At 52.8% G+C, this 23,066-nt stretch carries 22 protein-coding genes; 13 read left to right on the top strand and 9 right to left on the bottom strand.

All coding sequences use genetic code 11. The features are described from left to right. Nucleotides 1–152 precede the first annotated feature (152 nt). From HU175_RS08380 to HU175_RS08370, 3 genes are all read left to right on the top strand, one after another. Nucleotides 153–3,200 carry an ATP-binding protein gene (locus HU175_RS08380; protein ID WP_176566162.1) on the top strand — a complete coding sequence of 1,016 codons (3,048 nt, stop codon included), beginning with the start codon at nucleotides 153–155 and terminating at the stop codon, nucleotides 3,198–3,200. 174 nt (nucleotides 3,201–3,374) lie between these two features. Beyond that, nucleotides 3,375–5,675 carry a family 20 glycosylhydrolase gene (locus tag HU175_RS08375; protein WP_176566161.1) on the top strand — a complete coding sequence of 767 codons (2,301 nt, stop codon included), beginning with the start codon at nucleotides 3,375–3,377 and terminating at the stop codon, nucleotides 5,673–5,675. A gap of 8 nt (nucleotides 5,676–5,683) precedes the next feature. Beyond that, a complete protein-coding gene (locus HU175_RS08370; RefSeq protein WP_176566160.1) occupies nucleotides 5,684–7,336 on the top strand; it encodes a S8 family serine peptidase in 1,653 nt (550 codons plus the stop codon). Between the two features lie 97 nt (nucleotides 7,337–7,433). Here the strand turns inward: HU175_RS08370 and HU175_RS08365 are convergent, their stop codons facing one another. Continuing rightward, on the bottom strand, nucleotides 7,434–8,147 hold the full coding sequence (locus tag HU175_RS08365) for an SDR family oxidoreductase (protein WP_176566159.1): 714 nt from the start codon (nucleotides 8,145–8,147) through the stop codon (nucleotides 7,434–7,436). Nucleotides 8,148–8,248: 101 nt separating this feature from the next. Here HU175_RS08365 and HU175_RS08360 point away from each other — a divergent pair, with 101 nt between their 5' ends. Beyond that, complete coding sequence (locus tag HU175_RS08360) at nucleotides 8,249–9,052, top strand: porin family protein (protein ID WP_176566158.1); 804 nt, start codon at nucleotides 8,249–8,251, stop codon at nucleotides 9,050–9,052. 8 nt (nucleotides 9,053–9,060) lie between these two features. Here HU175_RS08360 and bla read toward each other — a convergent pair whose 3' ends face one another. The 4 genes from bla to HU175_RS08340 all read right to left on the bottom strand — a co-directional run bounded on the left by bla (nucleotide 9,061) and on the right by HU175_RS08340 (nucleotide 11,603). Next, nucleotides 9,061–9,810 carry a subclass B1 metallo-beta-lactamase gene (gene bla / locus HU175_RS08355; RefSeq protein WP_176566157.1) on the bottom strand — a complete coding sequence of 250 codons (750 nt, stop codon included), beginning with the start codon at nucleotides 9,808–9,810 and terminating at the stop codon, nucleotides 9,061–9,063. 105 nt (nucleotides 9,811–9,915) lie between these two features. Then, nucleotides 9,916–10,764, bottom strand: coding sequence for an SDR family NAD(P)-dependent oxidoreductase (locus tag HU175_RS08350; RefSeq protein WP_176566156.1), 849 nt, complete (start codon nucleotides 10,762–10,764; stop codon nucleotides 9,916–9,918). A 109-nt stretch (nucleotides 10,765–10,873) separates the two neighbouring features. Then, entirely contained in the window at nucleotides 10,874–11,089 is a 216-nt protein-coding gene (locus HU175_RS08345) for a hypothetical protein (protein WP_176566155.1), read from the bottom strand. Between the two features lie 49 nt (nucleotides 11,090–11,138). Then, the gene (locus tag HU175_RS08340; RefSeq protein ID WP_176566154.1) at nucleotides 11,139–11,603 is read right to left on the bottom strand and encodes a MarR family winged helix-turn-helix transcriptional regulator; all 465 of its coding nucleotides are present in this window, start codon (nucleotides 11,601–11,603) and stop codon (nucleotides 11,139–11,141) included. Nucleotides 11,604–11,894: 291 nt separating this feature from the next. Between HU175_RS08340 and HU175_RS08335 the strand changes: the two genes are divergently transcribed. Next, the gene (locus HU175_RS08335) at nucleotides 11,895–14,015 is read left to right on the top strand and encodes a hypothetical protein (RefSeq protein ID WP_228724363.1); all 2,121 of its coding nucleotides are present in this window, start codon (nucleotides 11,895–11,897) and stop codon (nucleotides 14,013–14,015) included. Between the two features lie 134 nt (nucleotides 14,016–14,149). Here the strand turns inward: HU175_RS08335 and ctlX are convergent, their stop codons facing one another. Further along, nucleotides 14,150–15,079: a citrulline utilization hydrolase CtlX gene (ctlX, locus tag HU175_RS08330; RefSeq protein WP_176566153.1), complete on the bottom strand. Its 930-nt coding sequence runs from the start codon at nucleotides 15,077–15,079 to the stop codon at nucleotides 14,150–14,152. A 105-nt stretch (nucleotides 15,080–15,184) separates the two neighbouring features. Beyond that, nucleotides 15,185–16,666, bottom strand: coding sequence for an arginine deiminase family protein (locus HU175_RS08325; protein ID WP_228724417.1), 1,482 nt, complete (start codon nucleotides 16,664–16,666; stop codon nucleotides 15,185–15,187). 217 nt (nucleotides 16,667–16,883) lie between these two features. Between HU175_RS08325 and sufC the strand changes: the two genes are divergently transcribed. From sufC to HU175_RS08285, 8 genes are all read left to right on the top strand, one after another. Continuing rightward, a complete protein-coding gene (gene sufC / locus HU175_RS08320; RefSeq protein WP_176566151.1) occupies nucleotides 16,884–17,639 on the top strand; it encodes a Fe-S cluster assembly ATPase SufC in 756 nt (251 codons plus the stop codon). Between the two features lie 94 nt (nucleotides 17,640–17,733). Beyond that, the gene (gene sufD / locus HU175_RS08315) at nucleotides 17,734–19,059 is read left to right on the top strand and encodes a Fe-S cluster assembly protein SufD (RefSeq protein WP_176566150.1); all 1,326 of its coding nucleotides are present in this window, start codon (nucleotides 17,734–17,736) and stop codon (nucleotides 19,057–19,059) included. A 102-nt stretch (nucleotides 19,060–19,161) separates the two neighbouring features. Further along, a complete protein-coding gene (locus HU175_RS08310) occupies nucleotides 19,162–20,400 on the top strand; it encodes a cysteine desulfurase (protein ID WP_176566149.1) in 1,239 nt (412 codons plus the stop codon). 16 nt (nucleotides 20,401–20,416) lie between these two features. After that, complete coding sequence (locus tag HU175_RS08305; protein ID WP_176566148.1) at nucleotides 20,417–20,638, top strand: hypothetical protein; 222 nt, start codon at nucleotides 20,417–20,419, stop codon at nucleotides 20,636–20,638. After that, nucleotides 20,635–20,856: a type II toxin-antitoxin system RelE/ParE family toxin gene (locus tag HU175_RS08300; protein WP_176566147.1), complete on the top strand. Its 222-nt coding sequence runs from the start codon at nucleotides 20,635–20,637 to the stop codon at nucleotides 20,854–20,856. Before HU175_RS08305 ends, HU175_RS08300 begins: the two co-directional genes overlap by 4 nt. Nucleotides 20,857–20,918: 62 nt before the next feature. Next, nucleotides 20,919–21,353 (top strand): SufE family protein, encoded by a 435-nt coding sequence (locus tag HU175_RS08295; protein WP_176566146.1) that lies wholly within the window; start codon nucleotides 20,919–20,921, stop codon nucleotides 21,351–21,353. A gap of 22 nt (nucleotides 21,354–21,375) precedes the next feature. Further along, a complete protein-coding gene (locus HU175_RS08290; protein WP_162387681.1) occupies nucleotides 21,376–21,687 on the top strand; it encodes a DUF59 domain-containing protein in 312 nt (103 codons plus the stop codon). 51 nt (nucleotides 21,688–21,738) lie between these two features. Then, nucleotides 21,739–22,170 carry a BrxA/BrxB family bacilliredoxin gene (locus HU175_RS08285; RefSeq protein ID WP_176566145.1) on the top strand — a complete coding sequence of 144 codons (432 nt, stop codon included), beginning with the start codon at nucleotides 21,739–21,741 and terminating at the stop codon, nucleotides 22,168–22,170. A gap of 72 nt (nucleotides 22,171–22,242) precedes the next feature. Here the strand turns inward: HU175_RS08285 and HU175_RS08280 are convergent, their stop codons facing one another. After that, nucleotides 22,243–22,719, bottom strand: coding sequence for an FKBP-type peptidyl-prolyl cis-trans isomerase (locus HU175_RS08280; RefSeq protein ID WP_176566144.1), 477 nt, complete (start codon nucleotides 22,717–22,719; stop codon nucleotides 22,243–22,245). Between the two features lie 35 nt (nucleotides 22,720–22,754). Continuing rightward, entirely contained in the window at nucleotides 22,755–23,045 is a 291-nt protein-coding gene (locus tag HU175_RS08275) for a hypothetical protein (RefSeq protein WP_176566143.1), read from the bottom strand. Nucleotides 23,046–23,066 lie beyond the last annotated feature (21 nt).

The raw sequence follows: 23,066 nt of genomic DNA, 5'->3' as shown, positions 1-23,066 counted from the left end.
AATAGACGCGGGCAGTAGTGGGTATTGCTATACATGACTAGGTACGTATATTTGACTATTCTACCCCTGTCATGCTTTTTTTTTACCGAGTTGCGGGAAGTTGTTTGTTACTGTTGGGGTTGACGGCCGGGTTGGGTAAGGCGCAGTTGCTCATGCCCCGACTGCTGCGGCAGTTTGACGAAAAGCCGGGGTTAAGTCTGACCGCTCTGGGCATGACTCAGGATACCCAGGGGCACTTATGGATGGCTACGATCAATGGTATTGTTCGTTATCAGGGCGGGCAATTTCGGGTGTTTCACGATCCGGTGTTGAAAGAAGGCGATTACTATTATCAATTGGTGTCGTCAGTCGACGGACGTATCTGGCTCAAACAAGGCTCCGGCCTTTCACTCGCCTACGTTGATACCCGGCAGCAGCGCATCGTCCGGTTGCCCGACAGCACCCGCGTGGTGCGCGATTATTTGGCCCGATACGGATCACACTATTTATTCACGGATGCTCAGGCCAGTCTCTGGATCGGTTTGAAAGATCATGGCCTGCTGAAGCTCAACCCCCGCACCCTGGCCGTGAAGCACATCGTCGATCAGGGATTGGACATCCGCAGTATCACCCAGGACCGTCAGGGCGTAATTTATTTTGCCACCTCAAAACAAGGCTTATTTGCCTACAACCCGCAGACGGAGCAGTTGACCAACTACCGACACGACGACAAAAACACCACCTCGCTGAGCAGCAATGCCGCCTACGGAGTGCAGGCCCGGCCCGACGGTAGTATTCTGGTCGGCCAGATCAACGAAGCCAGTGTCTTTTCCCCGGCCACCGGTCAGTTTCGACGCCTGGGGCTGACTATTCAGCGAACCCCGGAAACCAAGACGCCAGGCGCGCCCTACATCTACGAGTTCAAACTCGATGCCCGGGGGAATGCCTATTTCAGCACGGGAGTGGCTACGTACTGCTATACCGCTCAGGGAACCCTACAGCAACTTGGTTTCGGCTCCCCCACCCACTTTGTCGAAGGGCTTTACGTTGATACTGCCAACCGACTGTGGGTAAGCACCAGCGCTAAACTGTATGCGTATGATTTGAATCAGACCCGGGTTTCTCCCTCGCTGCTGTTCCTGCGGCTGACCATTAATGGAACTCTGCTTAAGGACAATACAAGTGCTACCCAGAATCTGACCTACGATACCGGAGGACACCCTACGCTGACGGTACGCGAAAATGAACCCTTTACCATGCAGTTTACCCCGGTGGCAAAAATAGCGTCGGGAACACTGCGCTGGCGACTCAATGGCTATGACAACGACTGGATTTCGTCGCAGGATGTAACGGGCTATGCCGCCTATCAGTTGCCCGCCGGCACGTATACGTTTACTGTCAACCAGGGCTACAACACGGGTAAATGGGAGCCAACGGTGTCAACGCTGACGATCGTGGTGGTAGCCCCCTTCTGGAAAACGCCCGCTTTCCTGGCGCTGATGGGGCTGGTGGTGGGCGGGCTGGGCTACTATCTGATCCGAGCCTACAGGCGACGACGACAACTGGCTCAGCAGTTGGCCCGCGAGCAGCAGGAAGCGGCCAGTCTGCGACAGCTCGACGAGCTGAAAACCCGGTTCTTTAGTAACGTTACCCACGAGTTCCGCACGCCCCTTACTATCATTCTTAACGCCACCGAGCAACTAACGGCCAAGACCCCGGCCCACGTCGAACAGCCCGAAGTAGCCACCATCCAACGCCACGCACATCAGTTACTGAGGCTCATCACCGAAACCCTCGATATGGCCCGCCTGGACGCGGGTAAGCTGGAATCCCATCTCCAGCTGGGCAATCCAGTCTGGTTTGCCGGGCAGGTGGTGGCTCAGTTTGCCGGACTGGCTGCGCAGCGGGGTCTTGATCTCACCTACAATGATGGCCCGGCCACTCAGTCATTACCCGTTCCTGATTTCACCCCAACTACGTCGTCCACCAGCGACGATTTAGTTAGTTTCGATAGCGAGAAGTGGGAGAAAATCATCTACAATCTGCTGGCCAACGCGCTAAAGTTTACTCCCCCTGGGGGCAGCGTACGGGTCAGGGGTCATATCCGGGCGGATACGTTCTTCGTCTTGTCCATTAGCGATACCGGTATTGGTATCCCGGCCGACCAGCAGGAGCACATTTTTGAGCGCTTTCACCAGGTAGATTCCCGGGCAACGCGGGCCTACTCGGGTACCGGTATTGGCCTGGCGCTGGTGCGGGAATTAACCATCTGGCTGGGTGGGGAGGTAACGGTCACCAGCCAGCCCGGTCAGGGCAGTACGTTTACCGTTCAACTGCCGTTGACGATCCCGAGTGGAGCCGATTCAACGCTAGCCGCGTCCCCGTCATTTATGATTCCCCCTATGCCGGAGGCCGTCCGTAACTCAGCCACTGCCGAAGCCCCTGAATTCACTTCCGCTGGTGTAACGTCTAAACCACTCATCCTGGTGGTGGAAGACAACGAAGACCTGCGGGCGCAGGTGGCCGACTATCTATCAGGTACCTACCAGGTGGTCCTGGCGGAGAACGGCCGGCTGGGGTGGGAACAGGCGCTGGCCAGCGTACCTGATTTAATCATAAGCGACGTGATGATGCCCGAGCTGGACGGGTACGAATTGCTGGAGCGGCTGAAGAACGATGAGCGTACCAGCCACATTCCCGTAATACTACTCACGGCCCGATCGGCGTCTGAAAGCCGAATGCGGGGCCTGCAAACCGGGGCGGACGAGTATCTGGTCAAACCTTTTAGCTTGGCGGAGCTGCTGCTGCGAATTGGCAACGGGCTGCGTACCCGTCAGAACTGGCAAAAACGATTCCTGTCCGCCCCCTCCCCGGTCCGGTTACCAACCGAGCCGGTGTTGAACCGGGAGGAAGCCTTTTTGGATCGACTACGCCAGGCTATTATGGCGCATCTGGCGGCCGAGTCGATTGACGTAGACTGGCTAGCTGCCCAGGCCCACATGAGTCGAACCCAACTGAACCGTAAACTCTCCGCCCTGACGAGTCTAAGTCCCAACCGTTTTATTCAGCGGGTTCGCCTGGAGCGGGGGGCCGAGCTGTTAGCAAGTGGGACCTTGACCGTCGCCGAGGTCGCCTATCAAATCGGTTACCAATCCCCGTCTCACTTTACCAAAGTGTTTCAGGAGCATTTTGGCTACCCGCCAGTGAAACTGAAGAGTTGATCTGTTGAGTGAACAAGGATGCGGCCTCCGCACTGTGGTGGGTGATGAGCACCAGGTTACCCGGTTATCTGTATCGAATTTTCCCTGACCCCAGCGTTCTCCGATCAATATACGGCCATTCGTTTCGCGCCAAACGAACCTTCACTTCGTTGTCCGTTCGTATTTTTGCCCTCCATGACTAGAACGTACCTCTCCCTCTGGCTGGTGTTCCTATCCGTATGCGTCGCACAGGCGCAGGACCTGGCCCAGCGTTACCCTCTTATTCCTTACCCCACCTCGCTCACGCCCGCCCAGGGGCAGTTTACACTGACCGCGCAGACGGCTTTGCTAGTGCCGGACAAACTCTTTGCCAACGAAGCTACTATTTTGCAATCGCTGGTAGAGCCCAGCCTGGGGAAACGATTACCGACCAAGGGAAGCGGTTCTACGATTGAGCTACGGTATGATGCGAGCCTGACCGCACCCGAAGCTTATAAACTGACCATTACGCCCCGGCAGGTTACGCTGTCGGCCAAAGAGCCGGCCGGCATGTTCCGCGCGATTCAGACGATTCGGCAACTGCTGCCCGTTTCCATCGAGCAGACGAGTGGGAAAACGGTTTCGTCGTTGGCTTTGCCAGCGGTTCAGATTCAGGACCAGCCAGCTTACAGCTGGCGGGGAATGCACCTGGACGTATCACGGCATTTTTTCTCGATGGATTACCTGCATACGTTCGTCGACTGGCTGGCGCTCTACAAATTCAACAAGTTTCACCTCCACCTGACCGATGACCAGGGCTGGCGGCTAGAAATTAAAGCCTATCCTAAACTGACCAGCGAAGGCGCCTGGCGGACGTTCAACAACCAGGATTCGGTCGTACTGAAGCGGTCGATTACGAACCCGGATTTCGACCTGCCGAAGCAGCATCTGCGCCAGCAGAACGGACAGACGCAATACGGCGGTTTTTACACCCAGACTCAGATGCGCGACCTGATCGCGTATGCGGCTACGAAGCACATCGAGATCATTCCTGAAATCGACATGCCCGGCCACCTGACGGCCGCCATCAAGGCCTATCCGTTTCTGAGCTGTACAGGTCAGGAAGGCTGGGGGAAAACCTTTTCAGTCCCCGTTTGCCCCTGTAACGAGCCAACGTATCAATTTACCGAAGCTGTCCTGAGCGAGGTTATCGCGCTGTTCCCCAGTAAATACGTTCACATTGGCGCCGATGAGGTGGAGAAAACGACCTGGGCGCAGTCGTCCGCCTGTCAGGAACTGATGAAGCGGGAAGGCCTTAAAAACGTGGAGGAATTGCAGAGCTATTTCGTGCGTCGGGTAGAGAAATTTGTTCAGTCGAAGGGCAGGAAACTGCTGGTCTGGGACGATGCCCTCGAAGGTGGTCTCGACAAATCGGCAACGGTGATGTACTGGCGTAGCTGGGTAAAAGATGCTCCGGCAAAAGCGGCCAAAAACGGGAATGAGATCGTGATGACGCCGGTCAGTACGTTGTATTTCGACAGCCCGCCGGGCATTCAGTCGGTCGAAAACGTGTATAATCTGAACGTAGTGCCCGAAGGCATTACCCCCGAGCAACGCAAGCTGTTCATGGGCGCGCAGGCCAACATCTGGACGGAGTATATTCCCAGCCAGAACCGGGTCGAGTACATGATGATGCCCCGCATGACCGCCCTGTCGGAGGTTGTCTGGACCGCCAAAAAAGACTTTGCTTCGTACCAGCAACGGCTGTTACAGCACTTCCTGCGCCTGGAAGCGCTGGGTATCCATTACCGGCTCCCGGATCTGACCGGCTTTGCGGAGGAAAATGTGTTTGTCGACAAAGCCGCGCTACGTATCAAAAAATCGCTGCCCAGCTATACGCTTCGCTACACGACCGACGGTTCTCAGCCAACTGCCAGTTCGACCGAGCTGAAAGACGAACTGGTTATTTCGAAGCCCCAGACGATCAACGTAGCGGCCTTTACACCATCGGGCCTACACGGCTCGGGCCTACGCGGTGATGTGTACACACTCCGCTACCAGCAGCAGACCTACGCTGAACCGGTTGTACTCAACAGTCCTAAACCGGGCCTGCAGTGCAGCTATTACAAACAGGCGTTCAAGGAAACCAAACTGATGAAACAGCAGACGCCCGATAGCACCTACACGATTAACAACATCGTTGTGCCGAAGTCGGTTAATGCGCCCAGCTTTGGTATTCAGTTCCGGGGCTATCTGAACGTACCGGAAACGGGCGTTTACAGCTTCTTCTACACCTGCGACGATGGCGGGATTCTGCGCATTGCCGACCGGATGGTCGTAGACAACGATGGCAACCATTTCCCCATCGAAAAGAGCGGGCAGGTGGCCCTGTCGAAAGGCGCTCACCCGTTCGAAGCTGATTTCATTGAAGGGGGTGGTGGGTTCACGCTGAAGCTGCAATACAGCCTGAACGGTTCGGCGCCGGCCAATATACCGGACAGCTGGTTCGTTCGTTAACTTTCCGTATGCCTGTACGTCTCATTTTTTTTCTGAACCTGTGTGTCGCCCTTGTGACTACGTCGGTTGCTCATGCGCAATCGACTGGTTCAAAGGCGGATACACTCCAGCGCGACTGGTCGTACCTGGATCCCCAAACGGACTCGGTAGCGGGTATCAGCCTGCATAAAGCCTATGATCTTCTGAAGGGAAAAACGTCGACGCCCGTCGTCGTTGGCGTGCTGGATTCCGGCGTCGACCCGACGCACGAGGATCTGAAGAATGTGCTTTGGGTGAACCCTAAAGAGGTGGCCGGCAATCAGACCGACGACGACAAGAACGGCTACGTCGATGACGTCAACGGCTGGAATTTCATGGGTGGTCCCGGCGGTGATACGTATGAGTTTGGTCAGCCCGAGATTACCCAGACTTATTTGAATCTGCGCGCCAGATATGACCGTTTATTGCCAGAGCAGGTAAAACCTGCCGACCGGCGGCAGTACGATACGTACCAGAACGCCAAAAAGCAGTTCTTACAGCGTTATCAGGCCGGACAGGCCAAACGGACGATCTTTACCGATACGACCCGCTTTTGGCAGATCGCGCGGGCGATTCAGCAGCAGTTGCCCGATTCGGCCACCACGCAGCAGGCGATTCGTGGCGTCTCGCTCCCGACTGATAGTCTGGCCCCTGTTGTGCGCAATTTACTGGCAGACACGTATTTCCCGCAGTACGGTCCGTTTGGGGCCTATCTGACGATCCTTCGACTCAACTGGAGTCGCTTTCGGTTCATTGTCAACAACGATACGGACATTGCCTTTAACCCCGATTACCATCCGCAGCAATCCGTTGGCGATAATCCAGCCGATCTTACCGAACGCTACTACGGCAGTCCGACGATGAAACTCCCTAAAGGATCAGACCTGGCGGTTCATGGCAGTCACGTAGCAGGTATTATTGGGGCGCAGCGCAGCAATGGATTGGGTATCGACGGCATTGCCGACAACGTCCGGATCATGTCGGTGGCAGTTGTACCGGCCAATGGCGACGAGCGGGATAAGGACGTAGCAAACGGTATTCGTTACGCCGTTGAGAACGGCGCGAAAGTCATAAACATGAGTTTTGGCAAACGGCTCTCGCCATTCAAGGAGCAGGTTGATGCGGCTGTCCGATTTGCCGAAGAGCGTGATGTCCTGATTGTACTGGCAGCGGGTAATAATGGGCAGAATACGGATACGCTCCGCACCTACCCCTCGGCTCGTTATGCGGATGGAAACGTTGCTCGTAATGTACTGGTTGTGGGTAATAGTGCACCGCCATTGACGGACAAACTGGTGAGCCGTTCGTCGAACTACGGTACGCAGACGGTCGATTTATTTGCCCCCGGTACCGAAATTTTATCGACCATCCCCGGAAACCGCTATGCCCGCTTCTCGGGCACCAGCATGGCGGCACCCTGCGCAGCGGGCGTAGCAGCTTTGATCCGGTCGTATTTTCCATCACTGACGGCGGTTCAGGTACGCACGCTGCTTATGGAGAGCAGTTACAAACCGACGCTGCTGGTCAACAAACCCGGCCGGGCGAACCTGCGCGTTCCATTCGGTAGCCTCAGCCGCTCCGGCGGTCTGTTGAATGCTTACGAGGCCGTTAAACTAGCGCAGCGGCTGACCGCCCGAAAGTAGGTCTATAGATGGTTTGGATGGTTTTTTGACCGGATTACAGGATTTTCAAGTGAGTTAAAATCCTGTAATCCGGTCAAAAAACTTGCTTAACATCCATTTACCACTCGCACTCCTGCTTATCGCACCAGAACTTACCCGTTTCTGACTGGTCAATTTCTTCCGCCAGCCACACGATAGTTTCGGCGCCCTGTTCGACAGAACGATGCGCTTCTGGGCCACCCAGGCTGGTACGTACCCAACCCGGATCGGCCGCGTTGACGGCGATGTTGTCGCTTTTAAGGGCAGCCGCAAACTGCTTGGTTACGGCGTTCAGAGCCGCTTTCGAAATGCTGTAGGCCGGTGATTCGTCGTCCATTCGGCTGATCGATCCCAGGCTGCTTGATACGTTGATAATCCGACCGCCGTCCGGGCTTTTCTTAAGAAAAGGCAGAAAATCCTGAATTACCATAATCGGGCCGCTCACATTCGATTTCAGGGTCCGGTCCAGCAATTCGGGGTTAAGCTTCAGGATGTTTTCACCGTGGTCTTCCAGAATAGCCGCGTTGTTGATCAGCACATCCAGGTGATCCGCCTTTTGCGAGAACGTACCACAGGCCGTTTTAATACTGACCGGATCGGTTACGTCAAGCTGAATAAACGTGGCTTCGTAGCCAGCATTGCAAAGTTCTTCGGAAGCCTCGCGACCTTTTGCTATGTCGCGGGAGCCGATGAACACGGCGAAACCACGCTGTGCCAGTTGGCGAGCGGTTTCCTTGCCGATTCCTTTATTAGCTCCGGTAATCAGAGCCGTCAGTTTGTGTTCAGTTTTCATAGTAATACAGCTACTCAGCCAACCCCTAAAATGTTTAATCGATTGACTTCTTTACCCATGATTTGTTACTCACCTTTGTCGTAGGTCCGGTATCTTAGCCAATGCAATCATTTCCCAAAACTGCCTGTCAGTTACTTATCGTCTTTCTTGTTTCGGGTAGTCTGACGCTGGGGCAGCACAAAAAAGGCAGCCCGTCAGCAAAAAGCGTATCCAGCCGGAAAACTACGTCATCAACGCGAAAGCCTTCCCCTAAGAAGGCTGTCACTTCTGGTAAAAAGGCGACACTGATGACGCCCAAACCCGTCCCACCAAGGACAGCTCCGGTTCGAGTGGCCACGACGCCAACAGCAGTCGTACGCCCCGCCAGTAAATACCATATTGGGGTTCGGGCCGGGGTGACGTATCCGATTTACGCGGGACGGATCGAGGGGGTTACACCAATGGGCAGCTTTGTGGGTGGTGTTATGCTAACCATAGGCACTGGCCGCTTTTCGTTTCAACCCGAACTGAATTACGCCCGTTACGCTACGCGCAATGTGTCGGCGCTGGGGAATCGACTGGTGGGGGCTTCGGACGTTGTGGAGATTCCGCTGTTCCTAAAAATTGCATCCGCACCTATAAATAGAAGCCGCTTTTTCCTGAACGTTGGTCCCTACGTAGCCTACATTACCAGCGCCAGCCTGAACGGCCGGAAAACGTCGCTTGATGGCACTGGGGCAGACCGGTTTACCAGTGGCTTGGCGGCAGGTGCGGGCATGAGTCTCAAAACAGGCCCTGGTCACGCAACGGCGGAGATCCGGTCTTACTTTCCCTTCGGGGATAACAATCAACCCTTTATCGGTACGTTATTGACCTTTCCTACACAGCTTACGATTGGCTATACATTTCCGTTGGGACAGCGTTAGGTATTAACTCAGCGCTGGGCGGCTGCGTGCTTTTCGAGCAGCTGCAATGTGTGTTCCAGCGCCTTTGTATCACCCCACTCTTCGTGGCCGGGCACAACAATCTTGGCGGTCCCGAATTGTTTCAATACGTTCCGGACGGAGTTGCCCCATTCGTTCAGGTTAGCTTCGGAAACGTTGCCCATACCAAAGGCACCCACACTTTTAACTAGACATCCACCGTGCAGAATCTGTTGCTTGGGCAGCCAGACAACAATGTTATCGCTGGTGTGCCCTTCGCCTGGAAAATAGCAACGTACCGGTTCGTCGCCAACCTTGAATGTTGTATCGGCTGGCAGAATAGCGTTGGGAGATTCATATCCTTCTTTAACCGACTTCTGCGCGGTCAGTGGCGTACTGATTACCCGGATACCTGCTTTCTTCAGTTCACTGATTCCACCAACACGGTCGTCGTGGGCGTGCGTAACAATACACAGACGGATGGGCTGGTGCAGGCTATCGACAACCCACTGAATCAACTGGCGGGTATTGTCGGTATCGTCCTTTGTATCCCAGCCTGTATCGACAAGCAGAACGCCAGCGTTAGTTCTGACGATTAATCCGTTAGAGGGCGTTGCTGTGTTTTTATATACCCCATAGGTCGTATGCACGTACACCTGGTCGTTGAGAGGAGTAACCTTGAGCGGTGGCTTTTTTACAGCCTGCGCCTGAACCAGTATACAACTAAGAAAAGAAAAGAGGAAAACACTTAGCGTGCGCATAAGTCAGCTGGTAGGAATGCTACGTAAAAGTACTACATACTATCGGATACATAACGGGGCCGCAGTCATTGACTGCGGCCCCAGTAGCTGTTCGTTCTGAGTATCTTACAGGTATTGACGCGTTCGTTCCCAGAGCCAGGCGGCTTTCTCGTCGGTAATGTCCCGGTTGCGGGTGCGTTTTGGCGCACTGTCGGCAAAGTAGCCGCCGTTATTGGAAGCCCCGATTGACTTGAGCGGAGCCGACGCCAGAAAGACTGACGTTTGTGCTCCCTTCTCCGGCGTTCGCATGAAGGGTCGGGCCAGTGCCAGTGCCTGACCAACGAACCCTAGCGTGTCACTGCCAAAGTTTGTTCGAACGGCGCCCGGATGAGCCGAATAGGCCGTAATACCCGTTCCCGCCGTCTGTTTCGCCAACTCTTTGGCAAAGAGCAGATTGGCAAGTTTATCATCGCAGTAAGCCAGCATAGGCGACAGATTGTCCAGCTTCCGGAAGAACCGGGCTGTACGTCCGCCAATGTAAGCCGCCGACGACAGACTGATGACCCGGGCATCGCCAGTGGCAGCACCAGCCGCTTTGAGCGAATCCATGAGCCCGTTCGTCAGAATGAAGTGGCCTACATGACTGGCAAAAAACGACTTCTCAACGCCTTCCTCAACGAATTCAATGCTTTTGGGCGTGTACCCCGCATTGTTGATCAATACGTCAATTTTAGGGTACGCCGAACAGATTGCCTTGGCAACCTGCCGAACAGATTCAGCGTCGGCCAGATCGGCCAGGAACAAATCGACTTTTACGGCCGGGTTTGCCTGCTGCACGCTAGTCTGCGCCTGTTTACCCCGGTCTGCGTTGCGGCACACCAGAACCAGGTCAAATGATCGTTGCGCAAGCGCTTTGGCGGTGGCCAGTCCCAGTCCCGAATTGGCACCGGTGATCACGGCGGTCTTAATTCCCATGTGTTACTTGGTTGGTAGTGATGCGTAATGCTATAGGCAACTACTTATGAATGACTTTGGTTTACCCCTACCTGCCAGCCGTTTCCTGATTAATTCAACACGATGGCCTTTAAAACAGCAACTTCCAGCCGTTGAAAAACAGGTCTTCGCCGGGTTGCCCCGACCAGTGCTGGTCAGTTTCAACCTCTTTGGTTGCGGCAGAAACCGTATCTTTTTGTTTGATCATTACTGAGACGCCTTCTTTTGCTAAAGACCGGCACAGGTCTTTCGTAGCGTCACTTCCTTTACCCACTAAATAGCAGAGTGTTTCGTCTTTCTTTTTCATGGCTCTTTCTATTTTTGCTTGCACATACAATAAAATCAAACAAATTTTTTTAGGCGTCACCCAGTGCCTGAGCGGCTTTGAGAACCTGTGTTGCCAACTGGCATACGTTCTCTTCACCGACCAGCTGCGCACAACGATCACCTACCCGATCCCAGGCGCTGGCAATGTCCAGCCGAAGCGCCTGACCGTCGTTGGTTGGATAAACCAGCGTTTTCTTACCTTCCGATTCGCGCCGAACCAAATGTTTCTGTTCCAGCTTTTCCACCAACCGCGTTACGGTCGATGGCGTCAGATACAGCGCCGAACTCAATTCTGTAGGCGTCACGCCCGGCTGATCGACAACGAGGCAAAGCAGATACGCGTGTGAATACGACAACCCAAACCGACCAAACTCCTCATCCCCAATGGCCGTAACGGCCCGCGACAACGCATTGGCCGAAAACAGCAGACAGGCGTTGAAGCGCGAAGTAGCCTTCTGGCACTCCCCTGTCTTTACCATGGTTTCGTCGCTCATTATCTACTCGGTTGTTAATGAGACAAAGGTATAACGCCATATTTGTATGTGCAAACAAAATCTAAAAATTTGACCTATTTTTTCAGAGAAACGGCCCGACTCTGCCCGATCAGACTGTTTTATATGCCCTCGACTTTGACTAATTCACCGGACAAACAGGCGCTAATGCCATGAACAGCCAATCATTTACTACAGGGCAAGTCAGTATGTTCGTCTGTTGCTGACCTTTTTGACAGGTAACAAGTGACAGGATTTCACCTGGTTCATTACCTGTCCTAATCTACCCAAATCATGTTTTTTGCCGACTCAGCCTTCGTCAGTAAAGCGTTGATGAAGAAACTTACCCTTCTGATTGCCTTACTTACCTCCTCAGTTACATTGGCCCAAACGCCCATTGACCTGTCTGGTTACCAGAAAAAAAGTGGCACGAACGTAGTTAGACAAAAAAACAGCCTGGAAGTAAGCTGGCCAACAACCGCTCAGGAGAAAGCCAGGCTGATCCTAAACCTTGATCCAGCTCAACCGCTGTTTACAAGTCTCCAGGTGACTAAACAGGGAGCCTGGAAAGAAATTGCCAGTGCGCTCGATCCGGCCTTTGTGCTCACCATCGGCAAGCGCGATTTGATTTCGCAAAACGGCTGGAACATCTTTTTCGATAAGACCAACAAGAAACCTCACCAGTCCTACGCCGTTGAACTGACCAAACGAAGTGCCAGTGTACAGACGGTTGGTTCCCGAACGGTTATTCGGGTTGGCGATGTGCAGGCCGCAACATTCAGTGGGGCTCTTGAAATCACCGTTTATACCGGTACGCCCCTGGTTAACGTAGCCGCCGTGATGGCAACGGAGGTCGATTCGACAGCCATTCTGTACGATGCCGGTTTAGTGACCAAAAAACCGGTCTGGAACCGTATCGCCTGGTCGGATACGGAGAACCAGATGCAGGGTGTTCCCGCCGATCTGAATCAGCTTAACAAGGCGCAGGCGGTCAAGTACCGGACCATTATTGGTCAGAGTCAGGCTGGTAGTCTGGCCGTGTTTCCGGCTCCGCATCAATATTTCTACCCGCTCGATGAAGCGTTCAACCTCGACTTTACCTGGTACGGCAAAAATTACCGGAGCCTGGTACCCGAGTTTGGGATTGGTATCCGGCAGGACCTGATGGGCGATAAACGGTGGGTGCCGTGGGTGAATGCCCCGCCTAAGACGCAGCAACGGCTCAACTTTTTCTGCCTGCTGAGCGCCGATCAGCCCGCCCCGGCGCTGGAAGCCGTAAAAAAGTTTACCCACGGTGACTCGTACAAGCCCGTACCGGGCTACAAAACCATGTCGAGCCATTTTCATAACGAGTTTGTCATGAACGTGATTCTGGCGGGTAAGCCGGTGCCGGAGAATCCCAATTTCGTCAAGGTCTTCAAGAACGCGGGTGTTAACATTGTCCACCTGGCCGAGTTCCACTACACCGCCCACCCGAAAGGACCTGACAGCCTGCGACTCCGGGAAATGAAGGCGCTGCACGATATGTGCCAGCGGTATTCAACGGCCGATTTCCTGTTACTGCCGGGAGAAGAGCCCAACGAATTTTTTGGTGGTCACTGGCTGAGTTTTTTCCCCCGCCCCGTCACCTGGATTATGGACAGAAAAGCCGACAAGCCCTTTGTAACAGACGATCCCCAGTACGGGAAAGTATACCGAGTTGGCGATAAGACTGATATGCTCAACCTGCTGAAGGCCGAAAACGGCCTGGCCTGGACGGCCCATGCCCGCACGAAAGGCTCAACCGGCTACCCTGATAAATACAAAGAAGAAGCCTTTTTTACGTCGGATCATTTCTTCGGAGCTGCCTGGAAAAACATCCCCGCAGACTTATCGGAACCCCGCCTGAGCCGACGGGTGCTGGACCTGATGGACGATATGGCCAACTGGGGGCACAAGAAACACGCCATTGCCGAAGCTGACATTTTCACGATGGAACCGGAGAATGAGACCTACGCTCACCTGAATGTCAACTACCTGCAACTGGACAGGCTGCCGGATTACAAGCAAGGCTGGCAACCCGTGCTGGACGCTATGCGGCAGGGCAAGTTTTTTGTCTCAACGGGCGAGGTGCTGCTCCCCATATTTACCGTCAATGGAAAAGGTGCTGGTGAAACCGCTACGTTACCCGGTAATGGCGAAACCACCGTTACGTTGGCCGTGGACTGGACCTACCCCTTAACGTTTGCCGAAATTATTTCCGGTGATGGTAAGCAGGTCTTCCGGGAGCGGATCGACCTGACAAATACGTTGCCGTTCGGCAAGCAGACGTTTGCCTTCAAGACGAATCTTAAAAACCGGAAATGGGTACGCGTTGAGGTCTGGGACGCGGCCGTAAACGGCGCTTTCACCCAGCAGGTATGGCTCGCGGACTAAAACGCTAACCCCATTCAACAGAAAGAGCACCGTAATGGCACACGGTGCTCTTTCCGCTCAGATTCAACTGCACAACGCCCGTGCGCAGAACTGAACTCTTATCTCAAGGTGCTTGATCGGCCAGTTGGCAGTCTTTATTTCAACGGCAAGTGCACTTCGGCCATCATACAGCGGGCGGAGCCGCCCCCGTTGGCTTCGATAGTGGCCAGGTCAAAATGGAATAATGTGCTGTAATCGTCGAGTAGGTCGATCTGCTTTGGCGTCAGTGAATTAAAGGCCAGAGTAGACAGGATAAGCAGCTTCCGGCCCTGCTGGGTACGAATCAATAACATATTCCCGGCAAAACTGGCCATCTGCTCTGGCGAGATTTCTACCACACGTTTCCCGAGGCTCTCCAACTCCTGCCGAACCATCAACCGTTCGTCGAGATCGGCGATGGCTGCCAGACAGATAATCGCTAAATTTTCCGTGATACTCATCAGGACATTTGTATGATAAATCGCCTGTCCGTTGGCGTCTACGGCGTGAAAAGCCACCGTCCGGTATCCCGTCTGACGGCCAAACTCAGCCAGTACGTCGGGGTGCGTGCGGGGCGACAGGCAGGCAAAGGCGACCCGGTTCATGCGGTCGAGCACCAGACTACCCGTTCCCTCCAGAAACTTACCTTCCTGCTCAAAATACGTCAGGTCAATAATCTGTTCCACCTGGAAGCGATTTTCCAGCTCGCTGATCAGCTCCGTTCGCCGTTCCAGCCGTCGGTTTTCGGCCTGCATGGGGTACAGAATCACTTTGCCGCTGGCATGAAACGACACCCAGTTATTCGGAAAAATGGAATCGGGAGTGTGCGGAACTGGCGTATCATCAACGACTATCACGTCAACCCCGCTGGCCTGTAGCTGGCGAACCATATCATCGAACTCCCGCAGCGCAGTCGATTGGGCAGATTCCTGTTCCTGCGTAGTCAGTTGTTTCGTCTGAAACGCGTTCGTTGCGGCCGTTTCGGGGTTGAATCCGAACTGCACCGGACGAATCATTAGAATGTGGGAGGTAGCCTGCGACTGCATAGTAGTAGAAATTTTAGGGCAAATTACCATCAAAACACCAAACAACGTAGTGTGTTGTTTCTGTCCGACGTTTTTTCTCCCCTTGTCGATCAGGGTAGTTTTTCCTCAAACGTCGTCCCGCAGTAAAGGCAGGCTCATGCAGTGCGAACCACCCCGCGCCCGGCTCAGCTCAGCCGAAGGGAGCAGAATCAACGTATTTTGAATAGTATCGGGCGATGACTCCCCCCGGTCGAAACGTTCCAGTAGTTTGGCCGCGCCCACTACATCGAACCCGGCTTCCCGGAACGCATCGGCGGTTTTCTGGTTGCGGTCATACCCGACCACAACGCCATCGTTCAGGGCCAGCAGATTGCAGGAATCTGTCCACTGCTCACGGGCGCCAAACGGAAATTCGTTGTTCCCCGAATAGATAAACTGGATTGGCTCGGTAGCCCCCAGATCGTTCCGGCTGATGTCCGTCAGCAAATCTTCCAGGTTATCAATTTCAATGGGCTTGTGCTCCAGTCCTTTGATGAATTGCATAATTTTCAGGTCTTCGGACAAGTCGCGGGGCGCAAAAAAATGCAGGACGTCGCGTTTTTTGGCTTCGTCACCCGTCCGGGCCAGCGAGCCAAGCAGTACCCATACATTTCGCTTCACCTGCGTAAAAATCGTGTCGATGTGCATGTAATCCCGCTTCTTCGGAATCTTGATAATAGTGACTTTATCGACCAGATTCTTACCAAAAACCAGCTTCATCACCTGCTGAGCGGCATACAAGGTCGTCCGCTCGCTGACGCCAATCATCAGGTGCCGTTTGGCAATCATCATTACGTCACCGCCTTCCAGGGTAGAACGTGTTACGTCCCGATTCGCATCGGCGTCGGGTAGCAGAAAGGCGTATTCGTTGTCCTGAATTTCCAGAATTCGATCCTGGTACGTAGCAAACAACGGGTGATTGAAGAAAATATACTGCGCCAGCAAAGCCTCGCGGGTCCGGGCCTGTTTGGCGGGTTTGTTCAGCAGAATATGGTCGTTGATAACGATGCCAATGTCACGGGTGAAGATGAAATTGGGCAGGGGCGAAAACAACATCGTCTGATCGGGCAATGAACCCGAAATCATAATCTTCGCCAATTCGGTTGGTTCGTAGGCGCTCAACTGCTGCTGCGTACGAAACGGGGTGCGCTCAATACCGCAGATGGCCGCAATCAACTGCCCTCTGATGGACTCATCGGTCAATACATCGGCCAGCAACGACTGAACATCCACTACCTTATCCGAACGAAAATAATCAGTATGATCGGGCTTGAAGAACGACCGGTCGGATTCGGGTCCCAGATGAGTAACCTTCCCCCGGATTTTTTCCGGATCCAGAAAATATAACAGAATCTTAACGTAGTAGTCGTACTCATCCCGGCGCATCATGTCCAGATGCACGATGTCCTCAAAAAGCCAGTCCTGCGCTTTGGACGGCACTACCTTGCCAAGCCCCCGGTCCGGGCTGTGAATAAGCAACCGACGAAGCCGGCCAATTTCCGAAGAAACTTTAATTGCCTCATTGGCTGGCTGTTGGTTGGCTATCTCCCCTTTTTCGACCGCAAACATTTCATTTTTCATACCAGAAACGACCTAAATCATGGCCGGGCTCCAGCGCACAAGGTACATTTTTGGTACTGGAAATGAAATTACCAGCAACCTGGGCCCAACAACATTAAGCGAACGTCAACTTTTAAACCCCCGTTTTTGTTATGCCAACAGACTAGCAATTAATTCATCTGTTACCTTTGCTGTTTAAATAAGGCTGCATACGAGACAACCTATCATGTTATCCATCAGGAATTTAAAAGCCTCCATCGGCGACAAAGAAATACTTAAGGGCCTCAATCTGGAAGTTAATGCCGGTGAGGTTCACGCAATTATGGGCCCGAACGGCGCGGGTAAAAGTACCCTGGCTTCTGTACTGGCAGGTCGTGAAGACTATGACGTAACGGACGGAAGCGTACTATTTGACGGACAGGATCTGCTGGACATGGCCCCCGAAGAGCGGGCCGCCGAAGGTATTTTCCTGGCCTTTCAGTACCCCGTTGAAATTCCTGGTGTCAGCACGACGAACTTTTTGAAAACGGCCATGAACGAAATCCGTAAACATCGGGGGCAGGAGCCACTCGACGCGGTGCAGTTTCTGAAGCTGATGAAAGAGAAGATGAAGCTGGTTAACATTGATCAGTCTTTGTTGAGCCGCTCCCTGAACGAAGGATTTTCGGGCGGTGAGAAAAAACGGAACGAAATTTTCCAGATGGCCATGCTCGAACCGAAACTGGCGATTTTGGACGAAACAGATTCAGGTCTGGATATTGATGCCCTGCGTATCGTAGCGGAAGGCGTCAACAAACTTCGCTCACCAGAACGCTCAACGATCGTTGTTACACACTATCAGCGGTTGCTGGATTACATTGTTCCCGATTACGTCCACGTTCTCTACAAAGGCCGCATCGTTAAGTCGGGTCCGAAAGAACTGGCGCTCGAACTGGAAGAGAAAGGGTACGACTGGATTAAAGCGGAAGCCGAAGCTGTCTAATTGCTGATTCTTTTGCGGACGTACTGTTTTTCGCAGTAACCGAATGCCTAACGTCGCAATGACACCGGTATAAACCGTACCAGATACATTTAACATGACTCCTTCTTTTTCATCATATACCGACTTCAAAGAGCAGTTGCTGGCGGCCTTCCGCACCAACGAGGAGCTGATGAACGGCGAAAGCAAAACTCCGCTTCACCAGCTTCGCCGGGCAGCCCTGCAAAAATTTGAGCAGTTAGGTTTTCCAACCATTCGTCACGAAGAATGGAAATACTCGAACGTCACGAACTTTCTGAAGGAAACGTTTGAGCTGGGGAATGCATCGTCCGTAACGCCGGACGATCTGACCTCGCTCCAGATTCCCAGTCTGGAAGGCAACGTCCTGACGTTCGTGAATGGCATCTATAAAGCCGAGCTATCGCGCATTATCAGCCCAGCCGAACAGGTTCAGATCACGAATTTCGCCGACGCGCTGAAGAACAACTCGGAGCTGCTGGGAACGAACTTTGCCCACTACGCCGATTACCAGGAGAATGCATTCACGGCGCTCAACACGGCACTCGCCAGCGACGGGGTGATAATCCAGGTGCCCGCTAACGCAACGGTCGAGCAGCCCATCATCCTGCGTTTCATTACCGATGCCCGTGAAAGCAACGTAGCGTCGCAGCCCCGGAACCTGATTCTGGTTGGCAAAAACGCTGAAGTTACCGTTGCCGAGTCGTTCCGAACGCTCGGTGACCAAGCCAGCTTCGTCAATATCGTTACCGAAATCGTGGTTGAACGCGATGCCCGGATGCAGTATTACAAGGTGCAGGACGAAACGGAAAAGGCCTACCACATTGGTACCACGCAGGTGCAGCAGGCCGACAACAGTCATTTCTATTCGGCTACAGTTACCCTGAACGGTAATTTCGTTCGCAATAATCTGAACATCGTCCTGAACGGCCAATACGCCGAAGCATTCATGTACGGTCTGTACATGCCAAACGGACGCCAGCACGTTGACAACCACACACTGGTTGACCACGCGATGCCTAACTCCTACAGCAGCGAACTCTACAAAGGTATTCTTGACGACAACGGTACGGGTGTTTTCAACGGTAAGATATTCGTGCGGCCCGATGCGCAGAAAACCAATGCGTACCAGTCCTGTAAGAACGTAGTCCTGTCGCCGGGTGCGTCGATGAACACCAAGCCGCAGCTGGAAATTTACGCTGACGACGTAAAGTGTTCACACGGTACTACGACCGGCCAGCTCAACGACGAAGCCTTGTTCTACATGCGGTCGCGGGGTATTCCGAAGGATGAAGCCCGTACGCTGTTGCTGTACGCGTTCGCCCAGGACGTATTGAGTCAGATTAAAATTGAGCCAATCCGTGATTACCTCAACCAGGTAGTCACTCAGAAACTGACTAAATAAAAATAATTCTTTCAGTGAAGCGCCGGATGTAACAACCCGGCGCTTTTTTTTGCACCTTTCCCCAGCCCCCGTTGTTATTTTATAGATAATCTCCCACAACGTATGCAATCGGCTTTAGATACTACCTTCGATATACAGCAGATCCGTCAGGACTTTCCGGTACTTCATCAGGAAATTAACGGACGTCCTCTGGTTTACTTTGATAATGCCGCAACAACCCAGAAACCGCTGTCGGTGATTAGCGCCCTGACAACGTACTACGAGGGGTATAACGCTAATATTCACCGGGGTATTCACCATCTGGCTGAGCAGGCTACGGCGGCCTTCGAAGCATCGCGTCGGGCGGTTCAGTCATTCATCAACGCCAAACAATGGCAGGAAGTCATCTTCACGTATGGCACTACGGATGGCATTAACCTGGTCGCTCAGACCTATGGCCGCCGGTTCCTGAAAGAAGGCGACGAGATCATTATCTCGGGGATGGAGCACCATTCCAACATCGTCCCCTGGCAGATGCTCTGCGAAGAAAGAGGCTGCATCCTGAAAGTCATTCCCGTTGATGACAACGGCGAGTTGATTATGGAGGAGTACGAGAAGATGCTGTCGGAACGGACGAAATTCGTCTCGGTTGTCTACGTATCGAACTCCCTTGGTACGATCAACCCGGTCGAAACAATTATTCAAAAAGCCCACGCCGTTGGCGCAGTTGTCTTGATTGACGGCGCGCAGGCCAGCTCCCATCTGGATATCGACGTGCAGGCGCTGGACGCTGACTTCTTCGTGCTTTCGTCGCACAAACTCTACGGCCCAACCGGTATGGGCGTACTGTACGGTAAACTGGACCTGCTGGATAAAATGCCACCCTACCGCGGGGGTGGGGAAATGATTAAGGAGGTAACGTTTGAGAAAACGACCTATAACGATTCGCCCTACAAGTTTGAAGCGGGTACGCCCAATATTGCGGACGTTATCGCCGTTAAAGCCGCATTGGAGTTTATTAACGGACTGAGCAAAGAAGCTATCTCTGCTCACGAAAACGATCTGTTGCAGTACGCGACCGAGCGGCTCAGCGATTTTGAGGGGCTACGCATCATTGGTCAGGCGAAGCAAAAAATTGGTTTGGTATCGTGGGTGATGGACGGTATTCACCACCAGGACATCGGCGTTATTCTGGATCAGCAGGGCATCGCCGTTCGGACGGGACACCACTGCACCCAGCCGCTGATGCAACGCTTCGGTATTGCCGGAACTACACGGGCTTCTTTTGCGGTTTATAACACCAAGGATGAAGTCGACCGGATGATTCAGGGTCTGCGTCGGGTTCAGAAGATGATGCTTTGATTTTAACCTTACGACTATGTCTCCTGACGAAATTCTATTGGACAAGAACCAAGTCCTCGCCAGCCTTAGTAAGCTACCAGACAGGGTATCTTCGGAAGATCTGATTGAACGTATTTTGTTCATCAAATTAATCGAAAGTAGGTTACTTGAAGCGGCCGAAATTTCTAACGAGCAGGTCATGCAGGAGTTAAAAGATCTAAAGCAAAAGAAACTGGCCGCGTTAAAGAAAAGCGAATGATTGCCTGGAAAGAATCAGCAAGAGAAGAAGTCCGGGAAATTTATGAGTACTTATTTGATCTGTTAATTGCGGTAGCCGATGAATGGTCAGACGAGTTAGAAAAGAAACTAAGCCTGATAGCTCAATTTCCAGAAATGGGGCGAATTGTACCAGACTTCTATATTTCATTCATTCGCGAAGTGTTTGTGGGTAGGTATAGATTGGTTTATAGTACATAGGAAGAGACGCTAAAAATACTTGCCGTTCGTCCGATGGAACGGCCTCTAGGCAGCTTATAAGAATGACGATTAACGAGAAACAGGACGAGATTATCGAGGAGTTTGATCTATTTGAGGATCAGCTTGATAAGACGCAATATATTATTGATCTGGGTAAGAAATTGCCCCCCATGCCCGAGTTGGCCAAGACGGACGAGCATCGAATCATGGGCTGCCAGTCGAAGGTCTGGGTTGATGCCGAACTAAAAGGCAATCAATTGTACTTTTACGGAGACAGCGAACCGACCGCCCAGATTTCAAAAGGGCTCATTGGTCTGTTGATTCGTGTTCTGTCGGGCGAAAGTCCCGAAGCCATTGCCAACGCCGATCTGTATTTTATTCCACGGGTAGGCATGGGCAATCTGATTACGTCGCTGCGGGCTGGTGGGCTGGCGTCGATGATTGAACGAATGAAAGCTTACGGTCGGCAGTACGCCAACCAGTCAACAACCGCATAGCCAGGTACTATACGTAACAACCATGACGGACGAAGAATTAAAAGAACAGGTTGTGCTCGCCCTGAAAGGGGTGTATGACCCGGAAATCCCGGTCGATGTCTACGAACTGGGGTTGATTTATGACATCAAGATATTCCCGGTCAACAACGTGTATATCCTGATGACGCTTACTTCACCTTCCTGTCCATCGGCGGGTTCGATCCCAGCGGAGATCGAAGAAAAGGTACGGGCTATCGATGGTGTCAACGACGTTAGTGTTGAACTGACTTTTGATCCACCCTACTCTACCGAACTGATGTCGGAAGTAGCAAAACTAGAACTTGGGTTTATGTAACCCCAGACGTTGCACTTATATAGTAACTTATAAACTTCAACTATTTCACTTATGTATCCTCCACATTTGCTGGTTCCCATGCGGGAAGACCTGACGAGCGTCGGATTTGAAGAATTAACAACGGCGGATGACGTTGTCAACACCATGGAGAACGCCGAAGGCACCATGCTGGTTGTGGTAAACTCGGTCTGCGGTTGTGCAGCCGGTGCAGCCCGTCCGGGCGTTAAAGCAGCGGTATCCCTGAGCGCAGCTAAACCCGACAAAATGGTAACGGTATTTGCCGGTGCTGATCTGGACGCTACGGCGAAGATGCGGGAATACCTGCTACCTTATCCACCATCGTCTCCTGCAATCGGTATCTTCAAAGATGGCGAGCTGGTTCATTTCATCGAGCGGCACCATATCGAAGGCCGGTCGGCGCAGATGATCGCTCAGCACCTGGAAATGGCGCTGGACGAGTTCTGCACCCCAGCTAACGCTTAATCAATACCAGCGTTCTCATACATAGAAAAGCCTTCCAACTGATGCTGGAAGGCTTTTCTGTTTTATTTAATTTCAGTTTACTTCGGTCAAGTCAATCTCAAACACGAGAATTGAATTAGCCGGAATACCCGATTGTTCCTGGCTGCCATACGCCAGACTAGGCGGCAGGTATAATGTAACGCTGCCACCGGGCGCAATCAGCGGAATACCCACTTGCCAACCTAGGATAAGCTGATTCAGACCAAAACTTACGTCATTACCGCTGTCGAAGGATTCGCCGTTGGTCAGAGTACCTTTGTAATTAACCGTTACGTTCGAGCAGACCGTTGGTTTGGCGCCCGAACCGGGTTTCTGAATCGTGTAATAAAAGCCGCGTTCATCGGCCGTGGCCTTGATGCCTTTAGTCTCAATGTATTGCTTCAGTGCGGCCACCTCCGACGGCGGTACGTTGGTCACCACGGGAGTTGGATCGCAGGGCGGGCGTTGGCCGAGCTGGCAACCGATACTAAACAAACCCAGGATCAATAGAGAAATGTATGCTTTCTTCATAATTCTATACGGTTGCTGTTTTCCAGCACCGAAGCTTATTTTATCAGGTAGCTATAGTGAATAACGACCGGCTCGTCTTCCGGATAAAAATCGAACAGGGGCGGATTGGTTAACTCCTCGACGTCGATGCTTCCCGTATCGATTCCTTTTTTCAGGGCCGCTTCTATAGCAAACTGTTTGGCGGTCTGGTGCACCAGCGCCAATCGGGACAAAACACCTTTACCGGCTCTCCCCTGCTCTTCTACAATATGATTTAGCCGTTGCTGAAACGTCGGCACTGATATCGCCACAGTACCCGATTGCCGTTCATGATCAGGTTGCTCCATTGCCACCTACGTTTGAAAGCG

The organism is Spirosoma sp. KUDC1026 (genome assembly GCF_013375035.1).
Classification (GTDB): domain Bacteria; phylum Bacteroidota; class Bacteroidia; order Cytophagales; family Spirosomataceae; genus Spirosoma.
Note: the sequence above shows the minus strand (reverse complement) of the source record. Positions and strands in the feature narration are given on the sequence as shown.

What these genes read in the sequence shown, in the direction of transcription:
- HU175_RS08380 (WP_176566162.1), top strand. Translation starts at nt 153, where the DNA reads ATGCCCCGACTGCTGCGGCAGTTTGACGAAAAGCCGGGGTTAAGTCTG.
- HU175_RS08375 (WP_176566161.1), top strand. Translation starts at nt 3,375, where the DNA reads ATGACTAGAACGTACCTCTCCCTCTGGCTGGTGTTCCTATCCGTATGC.
- HU175_RS08370 (WP_176566160.1), top strand. Translation starts at nt 5,684, where the DNA reads ATGCCTGTACGTCTCATTTTTTTTCTGAACCTGTGTGTCGCCCTTGTG.
- HU175_RS08365 (WP_176566159.1), bottom strand. Translation starts at nt 8,147, where the DNA reads ATGAAAACTGAACACAAACTGACGGCTCTGATTACCGGAGCTAATAAA.
- HU175_RS08360 (WP_176566158.1), top strand. Translation starts at nt 8,249, where the DNA reads ATGCAATCATTTCCCAAAACTGCCTGTCAGTTACTTATCGTCTTTCTT.
- bla (WP_176566157.1), bottom strand. Translation starts at nt 9,810, where the DNA reads ATGCGCACGCTAAGTGTTTTCCTCTTTTCTTTTCTTAGTTGTATACTG.
- HU175_RS08350 (WP_176566156.1), bottom strand. Translation starts at nt 10,764, where the DNA reads ATGGGAATTAAGACCGCCGTGATCACCGGTGCCAATTCGGGACTGGGA.
- HU175_RS08345 (WP_176566155.1), bottom strand. Translation starts at nt 11,089, where the DNA reads ATGAAAAAGAAAGACGAAACACTCTGCTATTTAGTGGGTAAAGGAAGT.
- HU175_RS08340 (WP_176566154.1), bottom strand. Translation starts at nt 11,603, where the DNA reads ATGAGCGACGAAACCATGGTAAAGACAGGGGAGTGCCAGAAGGCTACT.
- HU175_RS08335 (WP_228724363.1), top strand. Translation starts at nt 11,895, where the DNA reads ATGTTTTTTGCCGACTCAGCCTTCGTCAGTAAAGCGTTGATGAAGAAA.
- ctlX (WP_176566153.1), bottom strand. Translation starts at nt 15,079, where the DNA reads ATGCAGTCGCAGGCTACCTCCCACATTCTAATGATTCGTCCGGTGCAG.
- HU175_RS08325 (WP_228724417.1), bottom strand. Translation starts at nt 16,666, where the DNA reads ATGTTTGCGGTCGAAAAAGGGGAGATAGCCAACCAACAGCCAGCCAAT.
- sufC (WP_176566151.1), top strand. Translation starts at nt 16,884, where the DNA reads ATGTTATCCATCAGGAATTTAAAAGCCTCCATCGGCGACAAAGAAATA.
- sufD (WP_176566150.1), top strand. Translation starts at nt 17,734, where the DNA reads ATGACTCCTTCTTTTTCATCATATACCGACTTCAAAGAGCAGTTGCTG.
- HU175_RS08310 (WP_176566149.1), top strand. Translation starts at nt 19,162, where the DNA reads ATGCAATCGGCTTTAGATACTACCTTCGATATACAGCAGATCCGTCAG.
- HU175_RS08305 (WP_176566148.1), top strand. Translation starts at nt 20,417, where the DNA reads ATGTCTCCTGACGAAATTCTATTGGACAAGAACCAAGTCCTCGCCAGC.
- HU175_RS08300 (WP_176566147.1), top strand. Translation starts at nt 20,635, where the DNA reads ATGATTGCCTGGAAAGAATCAGCAAGAGAAGAAGTCCGGGAAATTTAT.
- HU175_RS08295 (WP_176566146.1), top strand. Translation starts at nt 20,919, where the DNA reads ATGACGATTAACGAGAAACAGGACGAGATTATCGAGGAGTTTGATCTA.
- HU175_RS08290 (WP_162387681.1), top strand. Translation starts at nt 21,376, where the DNA reads ATGACGGACGAAGAATTAAAAGAACAGGTTGTGCTCGCCCTGAAAGGG.
- HU175_RS08285 (WP_176566145.1), top strand. Translation starts at nt 21,739, where the DNA reads ATGTATCCTCCACATTTGCTGGTTCCCATGCGGGAAGACCTGACGAGC.
- HU175_RS08280 (WP_176566144.1), bottom strand. Translation starts at nt 22,719, where the DNA reads ATGAAGAAAGCATACATTTCTCTATTGATCCTGGGTTTGTTTAGTATC.
- HU175_RS08275 (WP_176566143.1), bottom strand. Translation starts at nt 23,045, where the DNA reads ATGGAGCAACCTGATCATGAACGGCAATCGGGTACTGTGGCGATATCA.